Source organism: Chitinophaga sp. 9-1-y (genome assembly GCF_059511905.2).
This window is the reverse complement of sequence record NZ_CM197955.1, coordinates 4,566,256-4,588,332: the sequence shown is the minus strand read 5'-3', so window position 1 is coordinate 4,588,332 and position 22,077 is coordinate 4,566,256. Positions and strand designations below refer to the sequence as shown.

Annotated in this window: 16 protein-coding genes; 11 read left to right on the top strand and 5 right to left on the bottom strand. The window is 47.8% G+C overall.

The genetic code is table 11. The annotated features are described in order from the left end of the window. Positions 1-13 precede the first annotated feature (13 nt). Genes AC5ZC7_RS18000 through AC5ZC7_RS17980 form a run of 5 tightly spaced genes read left to right on the top strand, consistent with a single transcriptional unit; the run spans position 14 to position 8,183 of the window. Positions 14-1,615: a RagB/SusD family nutrient uptake outer membrane protein gene (locus tag AC5ZC7_RS18000; protein WP_496157519.1), complete on the top strand. Its 1,602-nt coding sequence runs from the start codon at positions 14-16 to the stop codon at positions 1,613-1,615. Positions 1,616-1,673: 58 nt separating this feature from the next. Next, positions 1,674-4,763, top strand: a complete 3,090-nt coding sequence (locus AC5ZC7_RS17995) for a PQQ-dependent sugar dehydrogenase (protein WP_496157520.1) — start codon at positions 1,674-1,676, stop codon at positions 4,761-4,763. A 3-nt stretch (positions 4,764-4,766) separates the two neighbouring features. Beyond that, positions 4,767-5,963 carry an MFS transporter gene (locus AC5ZC7_RS17990; RefSeq protein WP_496157521.1) on the top strand — a complete coding sequence of 399 codons (1,197 nt, stop codon included), beginning with the start codon at positions 4,767-4,769 and terminating at the stop codon, positions 5,961-5,963. A gap of 10 nt (positions 5,964-5,973) precedes the next feature. After that, positions 5,974-7,167: a Gfo/Idh/MocA family protein gene (locus tag AC5ZC7_RS17985; protein ID WP_496157522.1), complete on the top strand. Its 1,194-nt coding sequence runs from the start codon at positions 5,974-5,976 to the stop codon at positions 7,165-7,167. Positions 7,168-7,178: 11 nt separating this feature from the next. After that, positions 7,179-8,183 (top strand): Gfo/Idh/MocA family oxidoreductase, encoded by a 1,005-nt coding sequence (locus tag AC5ZC7_RS17980; protein ID WP_496157523.1) that lies wholly within the window; start codon positions 7,179-7,181, stop codon positions 8,181-8,183. Positions 8,184-8,287: 104 nt separating this feature from the next. On the opposite strand, the gene AC5ZC7_RS17975 is transcribed toward AC5ZC7_RS17980, so the two are convergent. Both AC5ZC7_RS17975 and AC5ZC7_RS17970 read right to left on the bottom strand, forming a co-directional pair. Then, positions 8,288-9,217 carry a DUF1574 family protein gene (locus AC5ZC7_RS17975; protein WP_496157524.1) on the bottom strand — a complete coding sequence of 310 codons (930 nt, stop codon included), beginning with the start codon at positions 9,215-9,217 and terminating at the stop codon, positions 8,288-8,290. Between the two features lie 2 nt (positions 9,218-9,219). Continuing rightward, a complete protein-coding gene (locus AC5ZC7_RS17970; RefSeq protein ID WP_496157525.1) occupies positions 9,220-10,656 on the bottom strand; it encodes an MBOAT family O-acyltransferase in 1,437 nt (478 codons plus the stop codon). Between the two features lie 263 nt (positions 10,657-10,919). On the opposite strand from AC5ZC7_RS17970, the gene AC5ZC7_RS17965 reads away from it, so the two are divergent. Beyond that, on the top strand, positions 10,920-11,501 hold the full coding sequence (locus tag AC5ZC7_RS17965) for a PhnA domain-containing protein (protein WP_496157526.1): 582 nt from the start codon (positions 10,920-10,922) through the stop codon (positions 11,499-11,501). A gap of 126 nt (positions 11,502-11,627) precedes the next feature. Here the strand turns inward: AC5ZC7_RS17965 and AC5ZC7_RS17960 are convergent, their stop codons facing one another. Then, a complete protein-coding gene (locus tag AC5ZC7_RS17960; RefSeq protein ID WP_496157527.1) occupies positions 11,628-12,842 on the bottom strand; it encodes a glycosyltransferase 87 family protein in 1,215 nt (404 codons plus the stop codon). Between the two features lie 354 nt (positions 12,843-13,196). Here AC5ZC7_RS17960 and AC5ZC7_RS17955 point away from each other — a divergent pair, with 354 nt between their 5' ends. Beyond that, complete coding sequence (locus AC5ZC7_RS17955) at positions 13,197-15,590, top strand: sugar-binding domain-containing protein (RefSeq protein WP_496157528.1); 2,394 nt, start codon at positions 13,197-13,199, stop codon at positions 15,588-15,590. A gap of 148 nt (positions 15,591-15,738) precedes the next feature. Here AC5ZC7_RS17955 and AC5ZC7_RS17950 read toward each other — a convergent pair whose 3' ends face one another. Further along, on the bottom strand, positions 15,739-16,605 hold the full coding sequence (locus tag AC5ZC7_RS17950; RefSeq protein WP_496157529.1) for a ThuA domain-containing protein: 867 nt from the start codon (positions 16,603-16,605) through the stop codon (positions 15,739-15,741). Between the two features lie 209 nt (positions 16,606-16,814). Here AC5ZC7_RS17950 and AC5ZC7_RS17945 point away from each other — a divergent pair, with 209 nt between their 5' ends. After that, a complete protein-coding gene (locus tag AC5ZC7_RS17945; protein WP_496157530.1) occupies positions 16,815-17,285 on the top strand; it encodes a VOC family protein in 471 nt (156 codons plus the stop codon). Here the strand turns inward: AC5ZC7_RS17945 and AC5ZC7_RS17940 are convergent. Beyond that, positions 17,279-17,698 (bottom strand): VOC family protein, encoded by a 420-nt coding sequence (locus tag AC5ZC7_RS17940; protein WP_496157531.1) that lies wholly within the window; start codon positions 17,696-17,698, stop codon positions 17,279-17,281. The genes AC5ZC7_RS17945 and AC5ZC7_RS17940 overlap by 7 nt on opposite strands. A gap of 124 nt (positions 17,699-17,822) precedes the next feature. On the opposite strand from AC5ZC7_RS17940, the gene AC5ZC7_RS17935 reads away from it, so the two are divergent. From AC5ZC7_RS17935 to AC5ZC7_RS17925, 3 genes are all read left to right on the top strand, one after another. Further along, on the top strand, positions 17,823-18,815 hold the full coding sequence (locus AC5ZC7_RS17935) for a helix-turn-helix domain-containing protein (RefSeq protein ID WP_496157532.1): 993 nt from the start codon (positions 17,823-17,825) through the stop codon (positions 18,813-18,815). Positions 18,816-18,817: 2 nt separating this feature from the next. Then, complete coding sequence (locus tag AC5ZC7_RS17930; RefSeq protein ID WP_496157533.1) at positions 18,818-19,255, top strand: SRPBCC family protein; 438 nt, start codon at positions 18,818-18,820, stop codon at positions 19,253-19,255. A gap of 71 nt (positions 19,256-19,326) precedes the next feature. Beyond that, positions 19,327-21,951 (top strand): glycosyl hydrolase 2 galactose-binding domain-containing protein, encoded by a 2,625-nt coding sequence (locus tag AC5ZC7_RS17925; protein ID WP_496157534.1) that lies wholly within the window; start codon positions 19,327-19,329, stop codon positions 21,949-21,951. The last annotated feature ends 126 nt before the right edge of the window (positions 21,952-22,077 follow it).

The following is a 22,077-nucleotide window of genomic DNA, read 5'->3' as shown; positions in this document are numbered from 1 at the left end:
AACACTGCTACTCATGAAAAAACTCGTATATACTTTACCGTTACTGGCTGTTTTACTGACCGTATCGTGTTCAAAAGATTACCTGAACCGCCCGCCACTGGGGGTACAAACGGATGATAACTTTTTTAAATCGCCGGGTGCCGGCATGAAAACAGTAGTGAACTGCTACCTGGGATTTTATGATTTCTGGGGCTACCAGGCAGCCATCGCTGAACTGGGCAACATGGCAACCGATGAAAGCGATAAAGGAGGCTCTGATAACAACGACCGCCCCTTTGTACTGGACCTGGGTTATGGCAGAACATTGTCGAACAATGAAACCCTGTATAATTTATGGAAGGCCTGCTACAATGGTATCGGCAACTGCAACGTAGCGCTGGAACGCCTGCCGGGCGCACCTTTGCTGGATGATAAAGGAAATCCACTGGAGGATAATGTGAAGAAAAGATACCTCGCTGAAGTACGTTATCTGCGCGCTTATTACTACCTCGACCTGGTGCGTATTTTTGGTGGCGTGCCGTTATTAACCAAAACATTGACAATAGAAGACCGCAATAAAATTGTGCGCGCCACCGCCGCCGAAACCATGCAGTTCATCACCAGTGAGCTGGAAGCGGTGGCCGCAGACGCCGCACTACCTTCCCGCAACGATATGCCGGATGCAGAACTGGGTCGTGCTAACAAAGAAGCTGCCTGGGCACTGCTCGCCAGGGCTTATCTCTTCTTTGCAGAAGACGATAAATCACTGTATACCAAAGCAAGAGATGCTGCTAAAAAAGTGATTGACTCCAAAGCATTTAGCCTGGAACCCCAGTACCAGCAATTGTTTTTGAAAGATGGATACAAAAGCAGGGAATCCGTTTTCCCGATCATTTTCGGGGATGATCCTGCTGCATTTATCTATGGTTCTACACAGCCCATCTATTGCTCTCCACGCAGCGCCGGTGGCTGGGGCTTCGATTGCCCTACACCCTCGCTCGTAGATGCATTTGAACCCGGCGATCCCCGCGCCCTCTTCACCGTCCTGGACCAGGGAGATGTATTCCCCACTGCCGGCGGTAAAGAGGTGCTGGATTTCTCCAACTATCCCAACACCGGACATCATAACCGTAAAGTATTCCTGCCGCAAAACCGCCGTGGACAAGGTTGGGGCAACGATGCCTGGACCATGTACCTCATCCGCTATGCCGATGTATTACTGATGTATGCAGAAGCAGAACTGGAAAGCGGCGGCAACAAACAAATAGTAGCAGACAATATCAACCTGGTACGCAGTCGCGCGGCAGCTTCTTCTCATACCGACGTGGAAGCTACTTCCCGCGTACGGGTGATCCCCGCTACACCGTTGCCTCCGGTAACCGTTGCCAGCGACCTTCGCGCCGCAGTACGACATGAACGCCGCGTGGAACTGGGAGGAGAATATGGTCGGCTGTTTGACCTGTTGCGCTGGAACACTTACGTGTCTACCATGAAAGATTATGCTACCAAACCGTATTCCAATGGCAAAGGCAATAGCTTCAAAGCGCCCGCCAGCGGCAATAAATACCTGTTTCCCATCCCTCAGCTGGAAATAGACCGGAGTGGGGGATCTATCAAACAAAACCCTGGTTATTGATTCTATGATACGGGGTCGGCTATACGTGTTTAGCCGGCCCTGAATATGACTACGCGCTATGAAGAAACTTTGTCTACTACTCCTGCTGGCAGGGCCTTTTGCCTGTACCAGTAAGCGAAAGGTTACCCGGATTTTATGCTTCGCCACCAACCAGGAAAATGCCTGGGTAAAACAATTACAGGCCACCGCCGGTAAAGAAGGCTGGCAACTGGAACTTACTTCCGATACCCATTTATTCCGGGAAGATTCCCTGGCTACCTTTAGTGCGGTATGCTTACCTTTTTCATTGACAGACAGCCTGAACTTTCGCACGGTGCCTGCATTGAAACGTTATGCGGAATCCGGTGGGGGAGGGATCCTCGCCATAAAGGATACCGGCTATCAGCGCAAAGACTGGCCCTGGCTGCACGCATGGGCGGATCAGCCCATTGGCAATGAACTGGTACAGGATGGCGGCAGGTTGTACATCGTTTCTCCGGCCGTAGCAGCCAATGATCTGCGTACTGCATTACATTACCTGATCGGCAACAACACCTTACCGGACTACAAATCCACCATCACCCTGTTGCCACCGGATACTAACCGTTACACCTATACGGTGCTGGACCATGGCCTGGATGAACCCATGGAAATGTGTATCCTGCCGGATGGAAACGTACTGTTCATTGAACGTAAAGGTGCCGTGAAAATGTACGATGCCCGCTTACATCAAACCAAAACCATCGGACACTTTGATGTGTTCCGCGGCATCGAAGACGGCCTGCTGGGCGTAGCACTGGATCCCGGCTTTGCCACCAATCACTACATCTATTTCTACTATGCACCCGCCGGTGAAAAATGGTATAATAACCTGGTACGCCTGGAACTACACGGGGATACCCTCAACAAGGCTTCCCAAAAGGTAGTGATGGAGGTACCCACGCAACGCCGCTACTGCTGCCACTCCGCCGGATACCTGGCTTTCGGCCCCGGTGGACTGCTGTACCTTTCTATCGGAGATAACACGAATGCAGAAGAAACCGAAGGCTATACACCCGTAGATGAAAGACCCGGCAGACACCTGTCTGACGACCAGGCCAGCGCAGCCAATAGCAACGACCTGAGAGGAAAGATACTCCGCATCAAACCGGAACCGGACGGCAGCTATTCCATCCCCGATGGTAACCTCTTTCCTAAAGATGGTTCCAAAGGTCGCCCGGAGATATACGTGATGGGATGCCGGAATCCTTACCGGTTCCATGTAGACATGAAAAATGCCTTTGTATACTGGGGCGACATCGGGCCGGATACCAAAGTACCTTCTCCGGAAGGTAGCACGGTGAGCTTCGATGAAATTAACCAGGCACGGAAACCAGGCTTCTTCGGATGGCCTTATTTTAACGGCAACAACCAGCCATATCCGCTTTGGGATTATGCCACTAAAAAGGAGCGGCCGGTGAAAGACCCGCTGCATCCCATTAATAGCTCCCCCAACAACACCGGTGTACGTGAATTGCCACCGGCGCAACCAGCCATGATCTGGTATGGAGATGCGGCTTCTCCCGTTTTTCCCATGGTGGGCAAAGGCGGAGAATCTGCCATGGCGGGCCCCGTTTTCTATAGCGATCGCTATAAAAATGCCCCCTATAAATTATCTGATTACTATAACGGCAAACTCTTTATCTACGATTGGGTACGACACTGGATCATGGCGGTTACCATGGATTCCGCGGGCAACTACCTGCGCATGGAACCCTTCCTGGAACATATCCCTTTTGCAGCGCCCGTAGATATGCAGATCGCACCCGATGGCAGTATTTTTATGCTGGAATACGGCACTAACTGGTTTGCTAAAAACTCAGATGCTAAGCTGGTACAGATTACCTACGCAGAAGGCAACCGCAAACCGGTGGCAGCAGTGAAAAGCAGCCAGTTGTACGGCGCCGCGCCACTAACAGTGCATTTATCGGCCGCCGGGTCTGTCGACTACGACAAAGATGATCAGCTCCGCTACACCTGGAATATTGGCGGGCAACAACAGGAAGGCATGGAAATCAACCATACTTTTCAGCAGCCCGGCATTTATAAAGTGGACCTAACAGTAACGGATAATCGGGGTGGTGTGGGTACCACGTCCATAGACATTAAAGTAGGAAATACCCCGCCCACCGTGCAGATTCAAACAGCCGCCAACCGTGGTTTCTACTGGGACCACGCCCTGCTGGATTACCACGTGATTGTAAAAGATCCGGAAGATGGGGCGATAGACAGCAGCAAGGTGCAGGTGTCCTTTGACTATATGCCGGTAGGGAAAGACCTGGCGCTGGTGTTGGGTAAAGACGGTGCCGCCACACACCTGGAACATCCACGTGGGCACGATTTGTTCTGGTCGCTCGACTGTAAAGCCTGTCACGCAGAGAAAACGGCTTCCGTAGGACCCAGTTTAATGGACGTAGCACACAAATATGCGGCTAACGAAACCAACATTACCAAACTGGCGGCCAAAGTAATTGCCGGCGGCAGTGGTAACTGGGGCAACCGTACCATGTCGTCACATCCGGACATGTCCACCGCCGATGCCAGGGAAATTGTACAGTACATTTTATCGCTGGCCAATTCCAACGCATCACTGCCACTGCAAGGCATGCGGCCATTGAGTAAACATACCGGCAAAGGGCACGACGGCGCTTATTTGCTGATGGCGACTTACACAGACAAAGGCGCCAATAAGATAGAACCGATTACCAGCAGGGATTATATATTGTTAAGGGATCCCCTGGTGCAGATAGAAGATTTTGACGAAGGCAATGTATTCATCAGTACCGTTACTACGCTGGCAGTGAGTTATGGTTATGTAGGACATAATAACTACATCCGGTTTAAACAATTATACCTGGATGATGTGTTAAGTCTCCAGTTCAACATCCAGGAGCAGGGGATAGGTGGTACCATAGAAGTGCATCTCGACAAACCCGATGGTGCCCTCGTGAGCAAAGCCACCGTGGCGGCAGGAAAGGCGCCGGATGCAAAAAGCGGATGGAAGGTGATCACAGCGCCCTTCCATCCAGTAAAAGGACAACACGACCTGTATCTTGTATTTAAAAGCAATGATGGACAGCCCGGTCACCTGTTTAACATCGATTGGTGGTATTTCTCAAATCGAAATTAATATATGCCAGTATCTGTTCGTATTCGCTTATCCGTATTGATGTTCCTGCAATACTTTACCTGGGGTGCGTGGTACGTGACCATGGGGACTTACCTCATGACCACGTTGAAGACAGATGCAGTAGAGATGGGAGCAGCCTATGCTAATCTCTCCATAGCGGCTATTATATCGCCGTTTTTCATCGGGTTGGTAGCCGATCGTTTTTTTGCCGCACAGCGGGTACTCGCGGTGCTGCATCTAACGGGCGCGGCTATACTTTGCTGGATCAGCTATGTGCCGGATTTTACCGGCTTCTGGTGGCTCATCTTGTTGTACACATTGTTGTACATGCCTACCATGTCGCTCGCCAATTCCGTTTCCTTCCGGCAGATGACGGATACAGAACGACAATTTCCTACGGTGCGTGTTTTTGGTACGGCAGGATGGATCATTGCGGGTTTGCTGATAGGTTTCATGGGGCTGGAGGCTACTGCCATCCCTTTCCGGATAGCGGCTGCCAGCTCCCTGTTGCTGGGCGTATATAGCTTTGCTTTACCGCATACACCGCCTGCACGGATGCCGGTGAAGTTATCGGATATACTGGGGCTGGATGCACTGGTATTGTTTAAACAACGCAATTATCTGGTGTTCTTTATTACCGCTATCACCATCTGTATTCCGCTGGCATTTTATTACAGTTTAGCCAATCCGTTTCTCAACGCCATTGGCGTTGAAAACGCTGCGGGAAAAATGACGTTGGGACAATTTTTCGAATCGATTTTCCTGTTGGCCATGCCCTTCCTGTTTAAAAAGCTGGGCGTGAAGAAAATGTTGTTGCTGGGCATGTCCTGCTGGATACTCCGCTATGTTTTCTTCGCCTATGGAGATAACCAGGCTCAGGTATGGATGCTGTATACTGGCGTCCTGCTGCATGGGGCTTGTTACGATTTCTTTTTTGTTACCGGCCAGATATATACCGATCAGCGCGCGGGCGCTACAGTCAGGAGCGCGGCACAGGGCCTCATTACTTTTGCTACCTATGGCATTGGGATGCTGATAGGTTCTTATGTATCAGGATTTGTAGCCTCGCACAACAGTACTACCGTAGGTAATGTATTACAATATGATTGGCGCCCCATCTGGCTGGCGCCCGCTGCCCTCAGTGGGGCGGTGATGTTATGTTTCTTTTTTTTATTCAGAGATAACACGCGTAAATCTTAAAATAATTTTTATGGGAAGAAAAATTGCCATGCTGGGAGCGGGTTTCATCGGCAGATTCTATGCTGATTCCATACAAGGACAAAGAAGTAAAGACAAAATTATCAGTATTTATTCCCGCAAAGCGGAAAGTGTGGCCAAGTTCGCCATCGATTATAAGGTGGCACATACCACCACCGTAATGGAAGAAGCGATTCAACATCCCGACGTAGATGTGGTATGTATTGCATTGCCGAATAACCTGCACGAAGCTGCCGTTAACCTGTGTTGTAAATATAAAAAGGCCGTCATCTGTACCAAGCCACTGGGGCGTAATGCCGCCGAAGCAAAACGTATGTTGCTGGCCGTGGAAGCCGCCGGTATTTTCCACGCCTACATGGAAGACCTGGTATATACACCCAAATTTTCCAGGGCGCTGGAAAGCGTACAGGCGGGAGCGTTAGGACGCATTTTATGGGCCAAATCGCGTGAAACACATCCCGGGCCGCACAGCGACTGGTTCTGGGATAAAGAGCAGGCCGGCGGCGGCTGTATGCTGGACCTGGGCTGCCATTGCGTAGAAATTGCCCGCAGCTTCATTGGTAAAGACATCAGGCCCGTAGAAGTGATGTGTTGGGCAGATACACAGGTAAAACCCATTGCAGCAGAAGATCATGCCATTGCCCTGGTGAAGTATGAAAATGGCGCCATCGGACAGTTTGAGGTGAGCTGGACTTTCCGCGGAGGTCTCGACCTGCGCGATGAAGTAATGGGTACCGAAGGAACGATCTGGCTCAACAGTTTCCTGCGCACCGGTTTTGACATGTTTACCACCGGTAAGGGTGGCGACTATATCGCCGAAAAAGCAGAAAGCAACAGTGGCTGGTTATTCCCGGTCGGCGATGAACTCAACGAGCTGGGCTATAATCATATGTTTGCGGATATGTTCAACGCCATCGAAGAAAAGAGAGCACCCCGCGAAACATTCTACGATGGATACGTGGTGAATGCCATTCTCGACGCAGCTTATCGCAGTGCGGCCAGCAAGCAGTGGGAACCGGTTGAGCTGGACATCTGGCGCGGACAAACCGGCCTCACCAAGCCGGTTACCCTGGTGTCTTATGATGAACAACATTACCTGATTAAAGAAGAAGTCACCCATTTTGGCAGCACGAAGTTGATCCTGAAAGAAAAACAAAGTGGTAACATCATCGAAATAGTAAAATAAAATAATCCTGCATGAATACATCTTCTTATAACCGCCGGCAGTTTATCCGTGATGCCGCCATTACCGGCATTGGTCTGGGGCTCCTGGCTCCGGCCGGAAAACTGATGGCCGCCCACCCTGCTGCAGATGGCCGCCGGGTGGGTATCATTGGCCTCGATACCTCTCATAGCGTAGAGTTTACCAAAATGTTGAATGCCACCTCCCCGGATCCTGCCTTCGGCGGATACCATGTTACGGTAGCCTATGCACAGGGCAGCAAAGACATTGCTTCCAGCCTGGAAATGGTGCCAGGTAACCTGAAACAGGTAAAAGAACTGGGCGTGGAAGTGGTAGACAGCATCGCGTCGCTATTGAAAAAATGTGATGTGGTATTGCTGGAATCCAACGATGGACGTGTACACCTGGAACAGGCCTTACCGGTGTTTAAAGCCGGGAAACGGGTGTTCATTGATAAGCCCATCGCCGCTTCCCTGGCAGATACGCAGGCCATTTTTAAAGCAGCCGCGCAATATAAAGTACCTGCGTTCTCTTCTTCCGCCCTGCGCTTTATAGAAAGTATCCGGCAGGTGAAAGACGGAAGCATCGGTAAAGTAACAGGCGTCGACATTTATACACCTTCGCCCACAGAAAAAACACACCCCGATCTTTTCTGGTACGGCATTCACGGCGTAGAAATGTTATACGCCCTCATGGGAACCGGTTGTCAGCGCCTTACCCGCACTACGGAAGCGGATATGGATCATATCACCGCCGTATGGAAAGATGGACGCATTGGTACGCTGAGAGGAGTGAAGAAAGGGCCCTATGGCTTCGGCGGACACGCCTTTGGAGAGAAAGCCATTGCGCCTATCGGCGACTTCAATTCTTATCACCCACTGATGTTGCAGATCACCGCCTTCTTCCAGAGCGGCATTCCGCCTGTGCCACCGGAAGAAACACTGGAGATGATGGCTTTCATGGAAGCCGCTGATGATTCCAGGCGGAAGAATGGCGCCACCGTGGAGCTGAAGGCATAAAGCAGAAAGCAAAAAGCGATTAGCGTGAGTGATAAACATTAACAAGTAACTAAAGTACTTGCGCCTATCATTCGCGCTAATTGCTTTCTGCTTTACGCCTTCTGCTATTTCAGCAATTGCCGGTCCTTATCAATACTATGTATCAGGCTATCCATTTTTTTGGAAAACTTTTCTGCGCCAGCGCCATTCAGGTGATCGCCATCATAAAAGTCGCTGAGGTTAAACGAAGCATCTTTCAGGAAAGAGTGGTAATAAGTGTTGTCGTGTTCTTTTACCAGTTCTTGTGCCGTATTCACCGTGAGATTCAGCTGTGCGGTATCAAGATTGTTGTAATAAGTTTGGTAAGCAGGTGGTGTATAAAAAAGTACGACGGCATTTTTTTGTTTAGCCAGCGCAATGATTTTTTCCAGTATGGCCTTTTGTTCGGCATACAAAGCCCTGTTTTTGTTGGTGTGCTTTTTAGCGCCTTCCAGCCCGGTGGCAGCTACATCCTGGTTAACAGGAAATGGAATTTGCCAGCCTAATGGAGAGCACCCCGTGGTTTGTTTGTGACGGACATAATAAAGCACCAGCTTTTTCAGGTTCAGTTCCAAACTACCGCACAATATTTCCGTATAGTTGCTGAGTTTCTTTGAACTATTCAGTTGGAGATAAATCATGTAATACTTTACTCTCCACGACTCAGCTGCTTCCGACAGGTTGGTAAATAGTGTAAAGTAGGAGATAGGGAGTACTACGTACTTCAGGTGTGTGAGTTGATGGTCGAATTTTTGAAGGATCTGTAAATCGTAGTCAATGCTCTGGCTGCTGATAGCAGCATTGAAACTATTAACAGAAATATACTCCGGGTTGATGCCCAGGTAAGCATGGGAGCTTCCCAGGAACAGGACCTGGATGCTGTCGGCATGTTGTTCGAGATATGTTCTTTTATACGCATATTCATTGGGTATGCGGCGTAACATCACCTCGAAAATGACTCCCAGCAGGATGATTGGCAAAAGAAACAGCGCTATCTTTTTAAGTATTTTTTTCATGTCTAAAACTGGAAATAGATGAATTGCTGATCAGTACCGGCAAAATAGAATATACAGAAAACAATAGCATAATAAACTGACCACCGGATCAGAGTAGGGCGGTTCACCCACAAACGGGCAATAGCATATTGTTGTTCTCTTCCCAACCACTCAACTACCATAAAAATGGCGATCAGCACAAATATCTTTACCGGCATTACTTCCGGCACCGTAAAGAGAGAAGGAGAGAAGATAGTACTGATATAATGCCATGCATGTGTAATGTTTTCTGCCCGGAATACAATCCACGCAAAGCTGGCCAGTGCAAAAGTTAATACAATATTGATGAACTCCCGGAAAGTAGGGAACAGCCGGCCCTCTGCTACAATTTCCAGGTGATGCCTGTTTTTATTGAAAATGATCAGCGGCATAATAAAGAGGGCATTCAGGGCGCCCCATACAATAAAGGTCCAGTTAGCACCATGCCAGAAGCCACTCACTAAAAAGATGATGAAGGTATTACGAACTTTCATCCAGGTGCCTCCTTTGCTGCCACCCAATGGAATGTAGAGGTAGTCGCGGAACCAGGATGATAAAGAAATATGCCAGCGCCGCCAGAATTCTGCAATGTCGCGCGAAAAATAAGGGAAAGCAAAGTTGCGCAACAGCTCTATACCAAAGAGCCGGGCGGTACCTAATGCAATATCAGAGTAGCCGGAAAAATCACAGTAAATCTGTATGGTAAAAAAGAAAGCACCTATGACCAATGTGCTGCCATGATAATCACCGGAATGGTTGAAAATCATATTGGCATAGTACGCGCAGTTGTCTGCTATTACTACCTTCTTAAACATCCCCCACAAAATCTGTTTGAGTCCGTCTACACCCTGGTTGTAATCAAAGCTGCGCGGCTTTTTAATTTGCGGCAGCAGGTGGGTGGCTCTTTCAATAGGACCAGCTACCAACAAGGGAAAGAAGCTCACAAAAACAGAGTATACCACAAAATCTTTTTCCGGTTGAATCCTGTTTTTGTAAATATCTATCACATATGACAAGCCATGGAAGGTATAGAAAGAAATCCCTACCGGTAATATAATATTTAACACCCACGGGTGTACCTGGAACCCAAGCAATGCTACTGCCTGGGCAAAAGAAGCGGCGAAGAAATTGAAGTACTTAAATACACCCAGGAATCCCAGGTTAACACATACACTCAGCCAGAACCAAAACTTTTTCCTCCCGGGGGTACTGGACTCAAACATTTTGAGACCGGTAAAATAATCGAGCAGGGTAGAGAATATCAGCAGGAAAAGGAAGCGGTAATCCCAGCAGGCATAAAAGAAATAACTGGATACCAGCAACAGCGTATTCTGAAGTTTCAGGCTTTTATTTGTGACAAACCAGTAAAGCGCCAGCACGATAGGCAAAAATATGGCAAAATTTATCGAGTTGAAAAGCATGAAACGGTCTGATTTTAAGTCTAAATTTCAAGTAGGCTAATTTCATAGGTATTGTGAAATTCCGTAATAGGAATTTTAAATAGATGTGCGAAACTAGCAAAAAAACCAGATAGAACAATGCGCATAGGCATAAAGCAACATGCAAAAAGCTATCTGCACAAATGCATTTTAATGATCCTGTGACTAACGAAATTTTACCGGCAGACCCCACTAGCTTAAAAAAAGAGTACCTTTGTGCCCATTTTTTTACAACAAGGGACATTATGAAGCTGAACGAACTATTACAGCAAAGGAGCGACAATAAGTGCGAACTATGTCAGGCCACTGATACGTTGAATGTTTATGAAGTACCTCCTCAATCTTATGCCGATCAGGATAACTGTATCATGATCTGTGCGCAATGCCAATCGCAGATCGAAAAGAAAGCGGAGCTGAACAGTGACCACTGGCGCTGTTTATCAGACAGCATGTGGAGTGAGATCCCAGGTGTACAAATCGTATCCTGGCGTATGCTGAACCGCCTGAAGCACGAAAGCTGGGCCATGGACAACCTGGACATGATCTACCTGAACGATGAAGCGTTGGCCTGGGCTAAAGCTACCGGCGATCATGAAAATGACAGTGCGGTAGACCTGCACCGCGACAGTAACAACGCCGTGCTGCAAAACGGAGACTCCGTAGTGCTGATCAAATCCCTCGATGTAAAAGGCTCTACCCTCAACGCCAAAATGGGTACAGTGGTAAAGAATATTCGCCTGGTAGAAGATAATACCGAACAAATAGAAGGTAAAATAGAAGGACAGGTGATTGTGATATTGACGAAATATGTAAGAAAACAGAGCTAGGTAATAAGAAATTACGAATTACGAATTACGAATTACGGCCTGATAGGAAGATAGTAAACGCGAAGGTGATTCGCTATAATCTTCTTATCAGGCCGTAATTCGTAATTCGTAATTCGTAATTCCGCTTTATGCGGCTTTATAATGTTCTTCTGCCATTACTACCTGGCTGGCCTGTGTCGCAAAGAATGGTTCCAGTACAATTTTTACCCACACAATAGAACAGAAAACCGCTTTAACAGCGTATGGTTCCACGTAAGTTCTGGCGATCCAGTAAGGCGTAATCAGGTCCGTTGATGAGAAGGAGGTAAATACCAGTGTAAGCACTGCCAGCGTAGTATTAACGCGGGTAGGTGGTTGCGTGAAATACCAGATGGCCACACCGGTTAACGCAATAATATAAGTAGGCGACTCTCCTTTATGGTTGAAAATAACCACCCAGATCAATACAGACGCCAGCATGTTCAGGTTAAATTTCGTGTCCCTGCTGTAAAGTATCTTGATAAAAGGTAAGATAAATATAGCTGCTGCAGTAAGGATAAACGCCTGTTTGGAAATATCCATATTAAACCAGGTATGCCACCAGCCCATTACAGACACTCCATATGAGGCGGAATAATCATTCGCCAGCAAGTGTGCCCAGCTCTTATACAGGAAGATCAACTGGTCTGAAGAAATCACCATTAAAGGCATTACGGCAATCACCAAGGCCCAGAAAGCAGTATATAAAGCTGATTTCCAGCGTTGCGGATACAACAAAAACAATGACAACGCCACTATACCAAATATTTTGATGTAAATAGTCACCACCAGTAGTAAAGCTGCCAACCAGATTTTTTTGTTTTCCATCGCATGCCAGGCCAGTATGAAAAAGCCCGCTATAAAAACGTTGATCTGTGAACTGGTCAATGCAATCATCATCTCAATAGCCAAAAACAACAGGAAAACAGACTGCTTTTCTTTCTTTACCGGCAGCGTCCGGATAGCCACCAGGAATACCACTACGTTCATGATATTCCAGCAAATCAATGCCGGTACATCCGGCATCCAGGCAAATACACCCATCCACATGGCAAAGGAAGGACTGTATTTATAGAGGTCGTAATATTCGTCCGGATACAATACGTAAAGGTCCTTGTTATGCACCAGGTGCGACCATGCATCCTTGAAGATCAGGAAGTTGTTGTAACGGGTCCATCTCTCCATATCCTGGGAAGAAAACCAGGAATGTATGGAGATGCCAACAGCCATCAACAAAAAAAGGATATAAAGATATTTAGGAGGAATATTACTAATTGCGTGACAGATAGCATTCCAGCGGCCTTTTATGCCTAAGCTTTGCATGTTACTCTTTTAAAAGTGTGATCGTTGTAGGTTATGTTCGCTTACTACGGTTTAGGTTGTGGGCGCAAAACTATATAATTTTTTCTTTATTTATTAATTATAAACAGGTTTTAAGAAATTAATAGCAATTACCCGCAGCGCCCGCCAGCAAAGGTTTTTGATGCTATATTAAGGCAGTTAATCAATCGATTGAGTGAATCATTTCCCGCTTATCCAGATAATGATGTATATTTTGTTACTTTTTGTTCAACGCCCGGACCTGTTTTTCAGAGGAATCAAATACTCAGCCGATTTTTATAGCCTAACCCTTCTATCGTACTCAATTAACCTTAAAGTTTAATTTTCAACACCACTATGTTAAAATTGACCGTAAAACATTGGTTACTGGCCAACACCATGGGCCTTATGCTGACGCTGCCCCTATTTGCCCAACAGGGATATAAAATGCAGCCCATACCTATTCAGTCGCGTTGGGCGAAAGAAGTCAGCCCGGAAAACGCATTACCGGCATATCCCCGTCCTCAACTGGAACGCAGCAACTGGCAAAACCTCAACGGCCTCTGGGAATATGCCATTACATCCGCCAACGCGCAAACACCCGCTACCTTCGACGGACAAATACTGGTGCCTTTCCCCCTGGAATCGGCCCTCTCCGGCGTGAAGAAAACCCTGTTACCGGATCAGCGGTTGTGGTACCGGCGCTCCATCAACATCACACCCCGCAGCGGCGAAAAAATACTATTGCACTTCGGTGCCGTGGACTGGCAAACCAATGTATATGTAAATGGAAAGGCAGTGGGGAGTCACACTGGCGGCTATACGGAGTTTACCATTGATATTTCCGCGGCCGTAAAACCTGGCGAAAATACCCTGCTCCTCAAAGTATATGATCCATCCGACCGGGGGATCGGTCCACATGGCAAACAGGTATTGAATCCTGCCGATATCTACTATACCCCCAGCTCCGGTATCTGGCAAACCGCATGGCTGGAAACGGTGCCCACCGACTTTATTACCAATTTACACCTGGTACCGGATATCGACAAAGGGACCCTGGCCGTTACGGTCAATGCACCCGCCGGCTACAACGTAGAAGCAGTGGCCTACAAAGCAGGGACGGAAGTAGGCAGTATCAAAGGCAGCAGCAACGCTACGCTGCAGCTGAAAATACCGGACGCTGCATGGTGGTCGCCCGCCAGCCCCTTTCTATACGACCTCTCTGTTACCTTGCTGAAAGGAAATAAGCCGGTAGACAAAGTGAAAAGCTATTTTGGTATGCGGAAAATTTCCATCGCCAAAGATGATAAAGGGGTGGATCGTATATTCCTGAACAACAAACCCTACTTTAACCTGGGAACGCTGGACCAGGGCTTTTGGCCCGACGGCCTGTATACCGCACCTACAGATGAAGCACTGGCATTTGATATCAAAGTTATTAAAGCGATGGGCTTCAACACCATTCGCAAACATATTAAGGTGGAACCTGCCCGTTGGTACTACTGGGCAGATAAACTGGGCATCCTCGTTTGGCAGGATATGGTAAGTCCCAATCATAGTTTGCCGGAAGGCGCCAAAGCCGCTTTTGAGCAACAATGCCAGGAAACATTGGCGCAACTACGCAACCATCCGGCTATCACCACCTGGGTACTCTTCAATGAAAAATGGGGACAGTTTGATCAGCAACGTTTAACGGAATGGATTAAACGTACGGACCCTTCCCGCTTGGTGAACGGGCATTCAGGTGAATATCTTTACGTGAATGACAAGCTACGTAGCCCAAGCCCCAACGCCTACATCAGCGCCGATTTGACCGATGTACACAGCTATCCCAATCCAATGAATGCCATCCGGATGCCCGGCAAAGCACAGGTATTGGGCGAGTTTGGCGGCATCGGCGTCTTTATTCCGGATCACCAGTGGAATATGAGCAGCGCCTGGGGCTACATCCTGGAAAAGCCGGGCGCCCTGAAAGCAAAGTATGCCATCATGAACCAGCATTTACAACTGCTGCAGCGACAAGGTCTCTCTGCCAGCATTTACACCCAGCCATTTGACGTGGAAGGAGAGCAAAATGGATTGCTGACCTACGACCGCCAGGTGATAAAAATCCCTTTTGCCGAAATCCGGAAAATACACGCCCCGCTCAATCCCGACTTGGGTACACTCCCGGAGGTCACCGCGGCAGACGCTGATATCACAGACCCTGCCGCCCTCTACAGCGCTGTATTGCAGGAATACATCAATGGAAAAAGAGAACCCGCATTTTTGAGAAAAATGGCAATGATGGCGGTACAGGCTGGCGACAAAGAAGGCGCCGCCGCGGCAGGCGCCGATTACCTGGCCCTGATAAAGCCACCTTATTCAGAAGATGATCTCCGTTATGTCATGCAGGTAACCAGCAGCACAAAGGACACCGGCTTTACCATCATCCGTAATAATATGGATGCCATTGATAAAGCCATGGGCGCCAGGCAGGCAGCCGTGAAAATGATGAACCTCATTTACCAGGACCTCATCGCTCCCGCCATGCCCGATAACGGCGCTAACCCCGACTGGTCCGCTATCTCCGCCAGTGTTAATCCCTATGGCGCTACCGGGGAGGAAATATATCTCCGGGCAAAAACTATTTACCTGCTAAATAAACAAGACAAGGCAGGATTTACACCCGTGGCAAAAGAATACCTGGAGAAGTATGGACAATTTGTGAAGCTGTCTGAAAAAAAGAAAATAGAAGCATTTATGGAATAGCAGGAGCTATTAGAGCGGATTTTGTCTTTGTTCAGGATTAAACTGATTATAATGATTTTTATTTCCTATAATCTTCTTAGATCTTTAAAATATAATCAGCATAATCAGTTTAATCCTGAACAAAGACAAAATCCGCTCTAATCATTCGCTACAATTGCTTTTTGCTTTCGCCTTTCTGCTTTCGGCTCTCTCCCAGCCACATCAGCGCATCCAGTATCAATTGATTTTGCGCTTTGCTGCCAAACGTGGAAGATAATTCCTTATTGGTGTGATGTTCGTAATCAATATCATTATGTCCCATATTCAGGTACATCATTTTATATTTTTTGTTGGTCCATACAACAGGGTAATAGCCGCTATGCCAGATTTCATAGGGCTTAGGACCTGTACCCAGCGGGAAACTCCGGGGATCTATGGATAACAGGATATCGATATCCTGATTTTTGCGCAAGTCGTTACTCCAGCGATACCACTCATTCGGGCAGGCAGAAAAAGTATCCGGTAAATTTTTGGTGGCGGGATGCTGATGATTTTCTACGCGGAGCAGGGCCGCCGTAGGTCGCCAGGTATTACTGCCATAGGCCCCGGAACCAAGGAAGGTGTGGTGATACCAGTGCCAGTTGTCCGGGAAATCTGATGGTGTAAGGGCAAATGCTGCAAAATGAAATCCCATCCATCCACCGCCATGCTCCATGTATTGCTGGAAGGCAGCGCGTTGTGCCGGATCATCCGGGCGGGTATCCAGGAAAATGACTACCTGGTATTTCGATAAAAATGCGGCATTCAGGTTTTGCCAGTTGTTGGTGGAATCATAACTGAAATGATGCTGCGCGGCCATTTTCGGAAACCAGGAGTTGGCTTCATGTACAAAGCTGATATGGGCTGCATCACTTTTGGCAGTGTAAAATGCAATCACCCGGAACAGTGGCGTGGTATCCGTTTGGGCGGGGCAAATGGCAGGCGCCAGCAGGCTTACCATCAGCAGGACAAGGCGCATGTGGAATCTTAGCTGCATAAAACAAGTAAATGAATAACAAAATAATTCATTTGACCCAAATATTCCCGCTTTTCGTGCAGGGCTACCCGTTAGCAGCGGGCTAAAAGGTCAGAAAAACGCCAGTGAATAATTGTCGCATGTCCCCCTTTAGAATGTCGCTTATACACCTCTACTATGAGTAAAACGACAGGTATCTTTGTAACAACAGATCACCTAAATCTAGTGTTATGCAAAAGATCATACCGTCACTGTGGTTCAACAACAATGCAGAGGAAGCCATGGATTTTTACGCGTCTGTTTTTAAGCAGAGCCGTGTATTTAATAAATCGTACTATGGCAAGGGAATGGGAATGCAGGAAGGGCTGCTGCTGAGCGCCACCTTTGAGCTGGATGGACAGCAATTCATTGTTATCAATGGAGGGCCTTTGTTTCCTTTTACAGAAGCAGTTTCTTTTACCGTCAATTGTGAAAACCAGTCAGAAATAGATTTCTACTGGGATAAGCTCACGGCAAACGGTGGTAAGGAAAGTCAGTGTGGCTGGCTGAAGGATAAATACGGCCTGTCCTGGCAAATTGTACCGGCCAAATTGAGTAGCATGGTAGCAGATAAGGAACGGTCCGGCAAGGTAATGGCGGAAGTGATGAAGATGGTGAAGCTGGATATTGCTACGCTGGAAAAGGCATATAACGGCTATTGATAGCGGTTCCCTTCAAAATTGATGAGCCAGTGATGACCGAATTTATCCGTTAGTGTGCCAAAGAGCGCTCCCCAGAAGGTGTTTTCCAGTGGTTGTGTGACCTCGCCATTTTGCGATAATTTAGCATAAAAAGTGCGGGCTTCGTCTTCTGAATTACAGTTGAGTAGTAAAGAAACAGCATTCCCGGTTGTTAGCCCTGCTTCAGGCACCATATCGGAGCCGGTGATCACCAGGGAGCCTTTGGTAAGACTCGAATGCAAAATAAAATGCTTCATACAAGCGGGGATACCGACCGACATCGGGGATTCTCCAATGGTTTGAAGGAGCAATTCCCCACCCAGGCATTCTTTGTAAAAGATCATTGCCTCCCGGCAGTTGCCGTTGAAAGTAAGGTAGGTGTGGATGCTCGTCATTATAGCCATTTTTTGCGCTTGAGAAATACTTTACAAAAATCGTAAGCTACCGGGACTCTGAAGGGGGGAGATAGCGACAATTCATAGGTTATTTGCGGCATTCATTCATTTATATTCACAGATAATGATACATATCTCCATCCTGGTGCCATTAGGCCATACCAGTGTTGTTAATATCGAAGGCAGTTACCAGATCTTTATGGATCTGAACAATTTCCTGGCCGACAAAGGACGGCCACCCCTGTTTGAAGTACAGCTGGTGGGCATCTCCAAAGTAGTGAATCAGCCTAACCGCTTGTTTACCATCAACCCGGATGTATTGATTAAGGAGGTAAAGAAAACAGACCTGATCGTTATACCCGCGCTGCATGGTAACCAGGCCGCAGCAGCCGAGCAAAATAAAGCTTTCATTCCCTGGATCATTGAGCAACATGCAAGGGGGGCTTCCATTGCCAGTCTTTGCCTGGGTGCGTTTTTCCTGGCTGCCACCGGATTGCTGGATGGCAAAGCCTGTGCTACCCACTGGAAAATGGCCAAACAATTCAGGGAAATGTTCCCCAAAGTAAACCTGATGGATGACCGTGTCATCACCGAAGAAGATGGTATCTATACCAGCGGCGGCGCTTATTCCTATCTCAACCTCATTGTATACCTGGTAGAAAAATACGCCGGCAGAGATATCGCCATCATGACGTCCAAAGCCTACGAGATTGACCTGGAGCGCCAAAGCCAGTCGCCCTTTATCATCTTCGAAGGACAAAAAACACATAACGATGAACCCATTCTCAAAGCACAGGAGTTTATTGAAGCCAGCTACCAGGATAAAATTACCGTAGATCAACTGTCAGATTTGACAGCCATTGGGAGAAGGACCTTTGAAAGACGATTCAAAAAATCGACCGGTAACACCGTCGTGGAATATATTCAGCGGATAAAAATAGAAGCAGCCAAAAGGGACTTTGAAACCAGCACCAAAAACATCAATGAAGTGATTTATGATGTTGGCTATATCGATACCAAGTCGTTCAGAACAGTATTCAAAAAAGTAACAGGGCTTACGCCACTGGAATATCGCAATAAGTATAACAAACTATCGGTTCACCTTGTAAATGAGTAATCATGGAAAAGTTAACATTCAACACCACTATTAATGCGCCCCGTCATAAGGTATGGGAAGTACTTTGGGGGGATCACACTTATCCTGCATGGACGGCCGTTTTTGCGGAAGGATCCAAAATAGTAACAGACTGGCAGGTGGGTGGCCGTACGCTCTTCCTGGACGGTAAGAATGATGGAATGATATCTACCATTGCCGCTAAGGTGCCGGATGAGTTCATGTCTTTCAAACACCTGGGAGATATCAAAAATGGGGTAGAAGACGTGAGTAGTGACAACGTGAAAGCCTGGGCCGGCGCCACTGAAAACTATAAACTGACAGAAGCGAACGGACAAACAACCTTGCTGGTAGAAATGGATAGTGATGAATCGTTTAAAAGCTATTTCGAGTCTACCTTTCCCAAGGCACTGATAGCAGTAAAAGAATTGGCTGAACAATGAGGAGCGGTTTTGACGGGGGAGCACGTTAGCCTATATTTGCAGGCATCGTATTAGCCTGTAAAACTGATCTCATGATATTTCGGAAAGCATCGATTGCCTGCTTACTGTTAATGGCCGCCGGGTCCTTATCAGCGCAGGAAAAATATGAACTCAACAGCGGATGGCAATGCAGGAACATTGCCGGGATAACAGCTACGGGACAACAAATTTCAGATCCGGGCTATCAGCTCGCCGGCTGGACACCCGCCACCGTACCGGGTACCGTGTTAACCACCCTGCTGAACAATAAGCAGGTACCGGATCCCCTGTACGGCATGAATAATGAAAAGATCCCCGATATCTGGCAAACAGGACGGGATCATTACACCTATTGGTTTGTAAAAGATTTTACGGAGAAACCCGCCACCGGCGATGCACAGGTATGGCTGCATTTCAGAGGGGTCAACGACGGCTGCGACATCTTCCTGAATGGTCATAAAGTAAATGCCACTACACATGTTGGCGCCTACCTGCGTCAATCCTATAATATTACACCCTGGCTGGCAAAGAATGGTAACAACCGCCTGGCAGTAATCGTGTATCCGCCCGTGTTTCCCGGTAATCCAAATGGCGGACAGGGAGGCGATGGCACCATTGCTAAAAATGTAGGTCCGCAATACACGGCTGGCTGGGATTGGATACAGCCTATGCGCGACCGTAACACCGGCATATGGGATAAAGTATTTATTGAGAAAACAGGCGCCGTGCGCATCAAAGATCCACATGTAATTACCCGTGTACCGGGTGTTCGCAAGCCGGAAGGAACACAGGCGCCCGCCACTATCCTGGTGTCAGCCGACCTGGAAAATGCCAGTGGCAAAAGCGTGAGTGGCACGCTGCGTTATAATATTACCGGCGGTATGGCCGTGCAGAAAGTAACGTTGCCGCCGCACTCCACTACTACCGTGCAGTTGCCGGATATGATGATGAAAAATCCGGCTTTGTGGTGGCCTGCCGGTTATGGCCCGCAACAGCTGTATCATATGCAGTTGCAGTTCGTGAACAACGGCGTTACCGATGATACCGAAGACGTGGAATTTGGTATCCGCGAAATACAGACTTACTGGAACAACCATACCCGTAGCCGCGAGATAGCAGTAAACGGACAGAAAATATTTATCAAAGGCGGCAACTGGATTACCTCCGATGCCATGTTCCGCTTCAGCAAAGAGCGTTATGATGCGGAAGTACGCTTCCATCGTGATATGAACCTGAACCTTATCCGGATATGGGGTGGCAGCTTAACAGAAAGACCGGAATTTTTTGAAGCCTGCGATAAGTACGGCCTGCTGGTATTCCAGGACTTCTGGATATCCGGCGATTGTAATGGGCGCTGGCAGGACCCCATGAAAAAAGACGATCAATGGACCCGCCGGAGCTACCCCGATAATCACTCCCTCTTCCTGGAAAGTGTAGCCGACCAGGTAAAGCTGGTGCGTAACTACCCTTCCCTGGCCTTCTGGTGTGGAGGAAATGAGATTACGCCTCCGGCAGATATATTCCACGCCATGAAGGATTCTATCCTGCCCGCATTGGATGGTACCCGGTATTTCTTCGACTATTCCAACTCGGACAGCATGTCCTATAACGCCATTGGTGGGAACGGCGATGGACCCTATGGTATCCAGTCCGTACCTTATTTCTGGAGCTATCGCACGTTTCCGTTTAACTCGGAAGTTGGATCCGTAGGCACCGGCGACTATGAATCACTGGAGAGATTTTTACCAAAGGAAAATCTCGTAACACCTGATCCGCAAACCGGTAAAACCGATGCTGTATGGGATTATCATAAATACATCGCTTATAATAAATCAGTGGATCCCTATGGTAAAACCACGGACTTAAGGGAATGGGCCAACAAAGTACAGATGGTTAACTATGATCAGTATCGCGCATTGATGGAAGGCTTCAGTGCACATATGTGGGATTGGTATACCGGCGTTATCATCTGGAAAACCCAGAACCCATGGACGGCACTACGGGGACAGATGTACGATTATTACCTGGATCCCAATGCCTGCCTGTATGGTACCCGCAAAGGCGCTACGCCACTGCATGTGATGTACGATCCGGTAGACGGTATGGTGATGGCCGTTAACAACACCTTTCACTATGCCCGCGATCTGATGCTGGAGTTAAAAGTCTACGATATGAAAGGGCGCGATACTTTGCTGACACAGTTGTTTGTAGAAGTAGGCCCCACTACCGTGCAAAAATTCATGTCTTTAAAAGGTGTGATTGATAAGATGAGCGAAAAAGAGGGCGTATTCTTTTCTTTACGTCTCCTAAATGCGCAACAGCAGGTGGTTGATGAAAACCTTTACTGGCTGGCCGATGGCAAAGGAAATTACTCCGGCCTCCAACAAATGCCGGCAGCAGCGGTGAAGATAACTGCACAGAAAGCAGGTACAGATAGCATCACAGTAACGATCAGTAATCCAGCCGGCAATCCCGTAGCATTTTTCAACCGGGTATCATTGGTGAATGCGCAAACAAAGCAACGGATTTTACCGGTGTTCTATAGTGATAACTACCTCTCGGTGTTACCTGGTGAACAAAAAACAGTGAGCATCAGCGGTGCGGCCGTAGGTGCTAACAGCGGTGCACAAATAGCGGTGGAAGGACATAATGTGAAGCGTCAGTACCTATCGTTATAACATCACGTCTGGCATTTTAAGCAATACGTCGAATAACTTTCGTTGTATTGCTTAAAATGCTAAATCCTTTTTGTATCTTGATTTTGTTAGCCGGTTCCCCAGACCCTATGTGTAGCAGTTACCCGG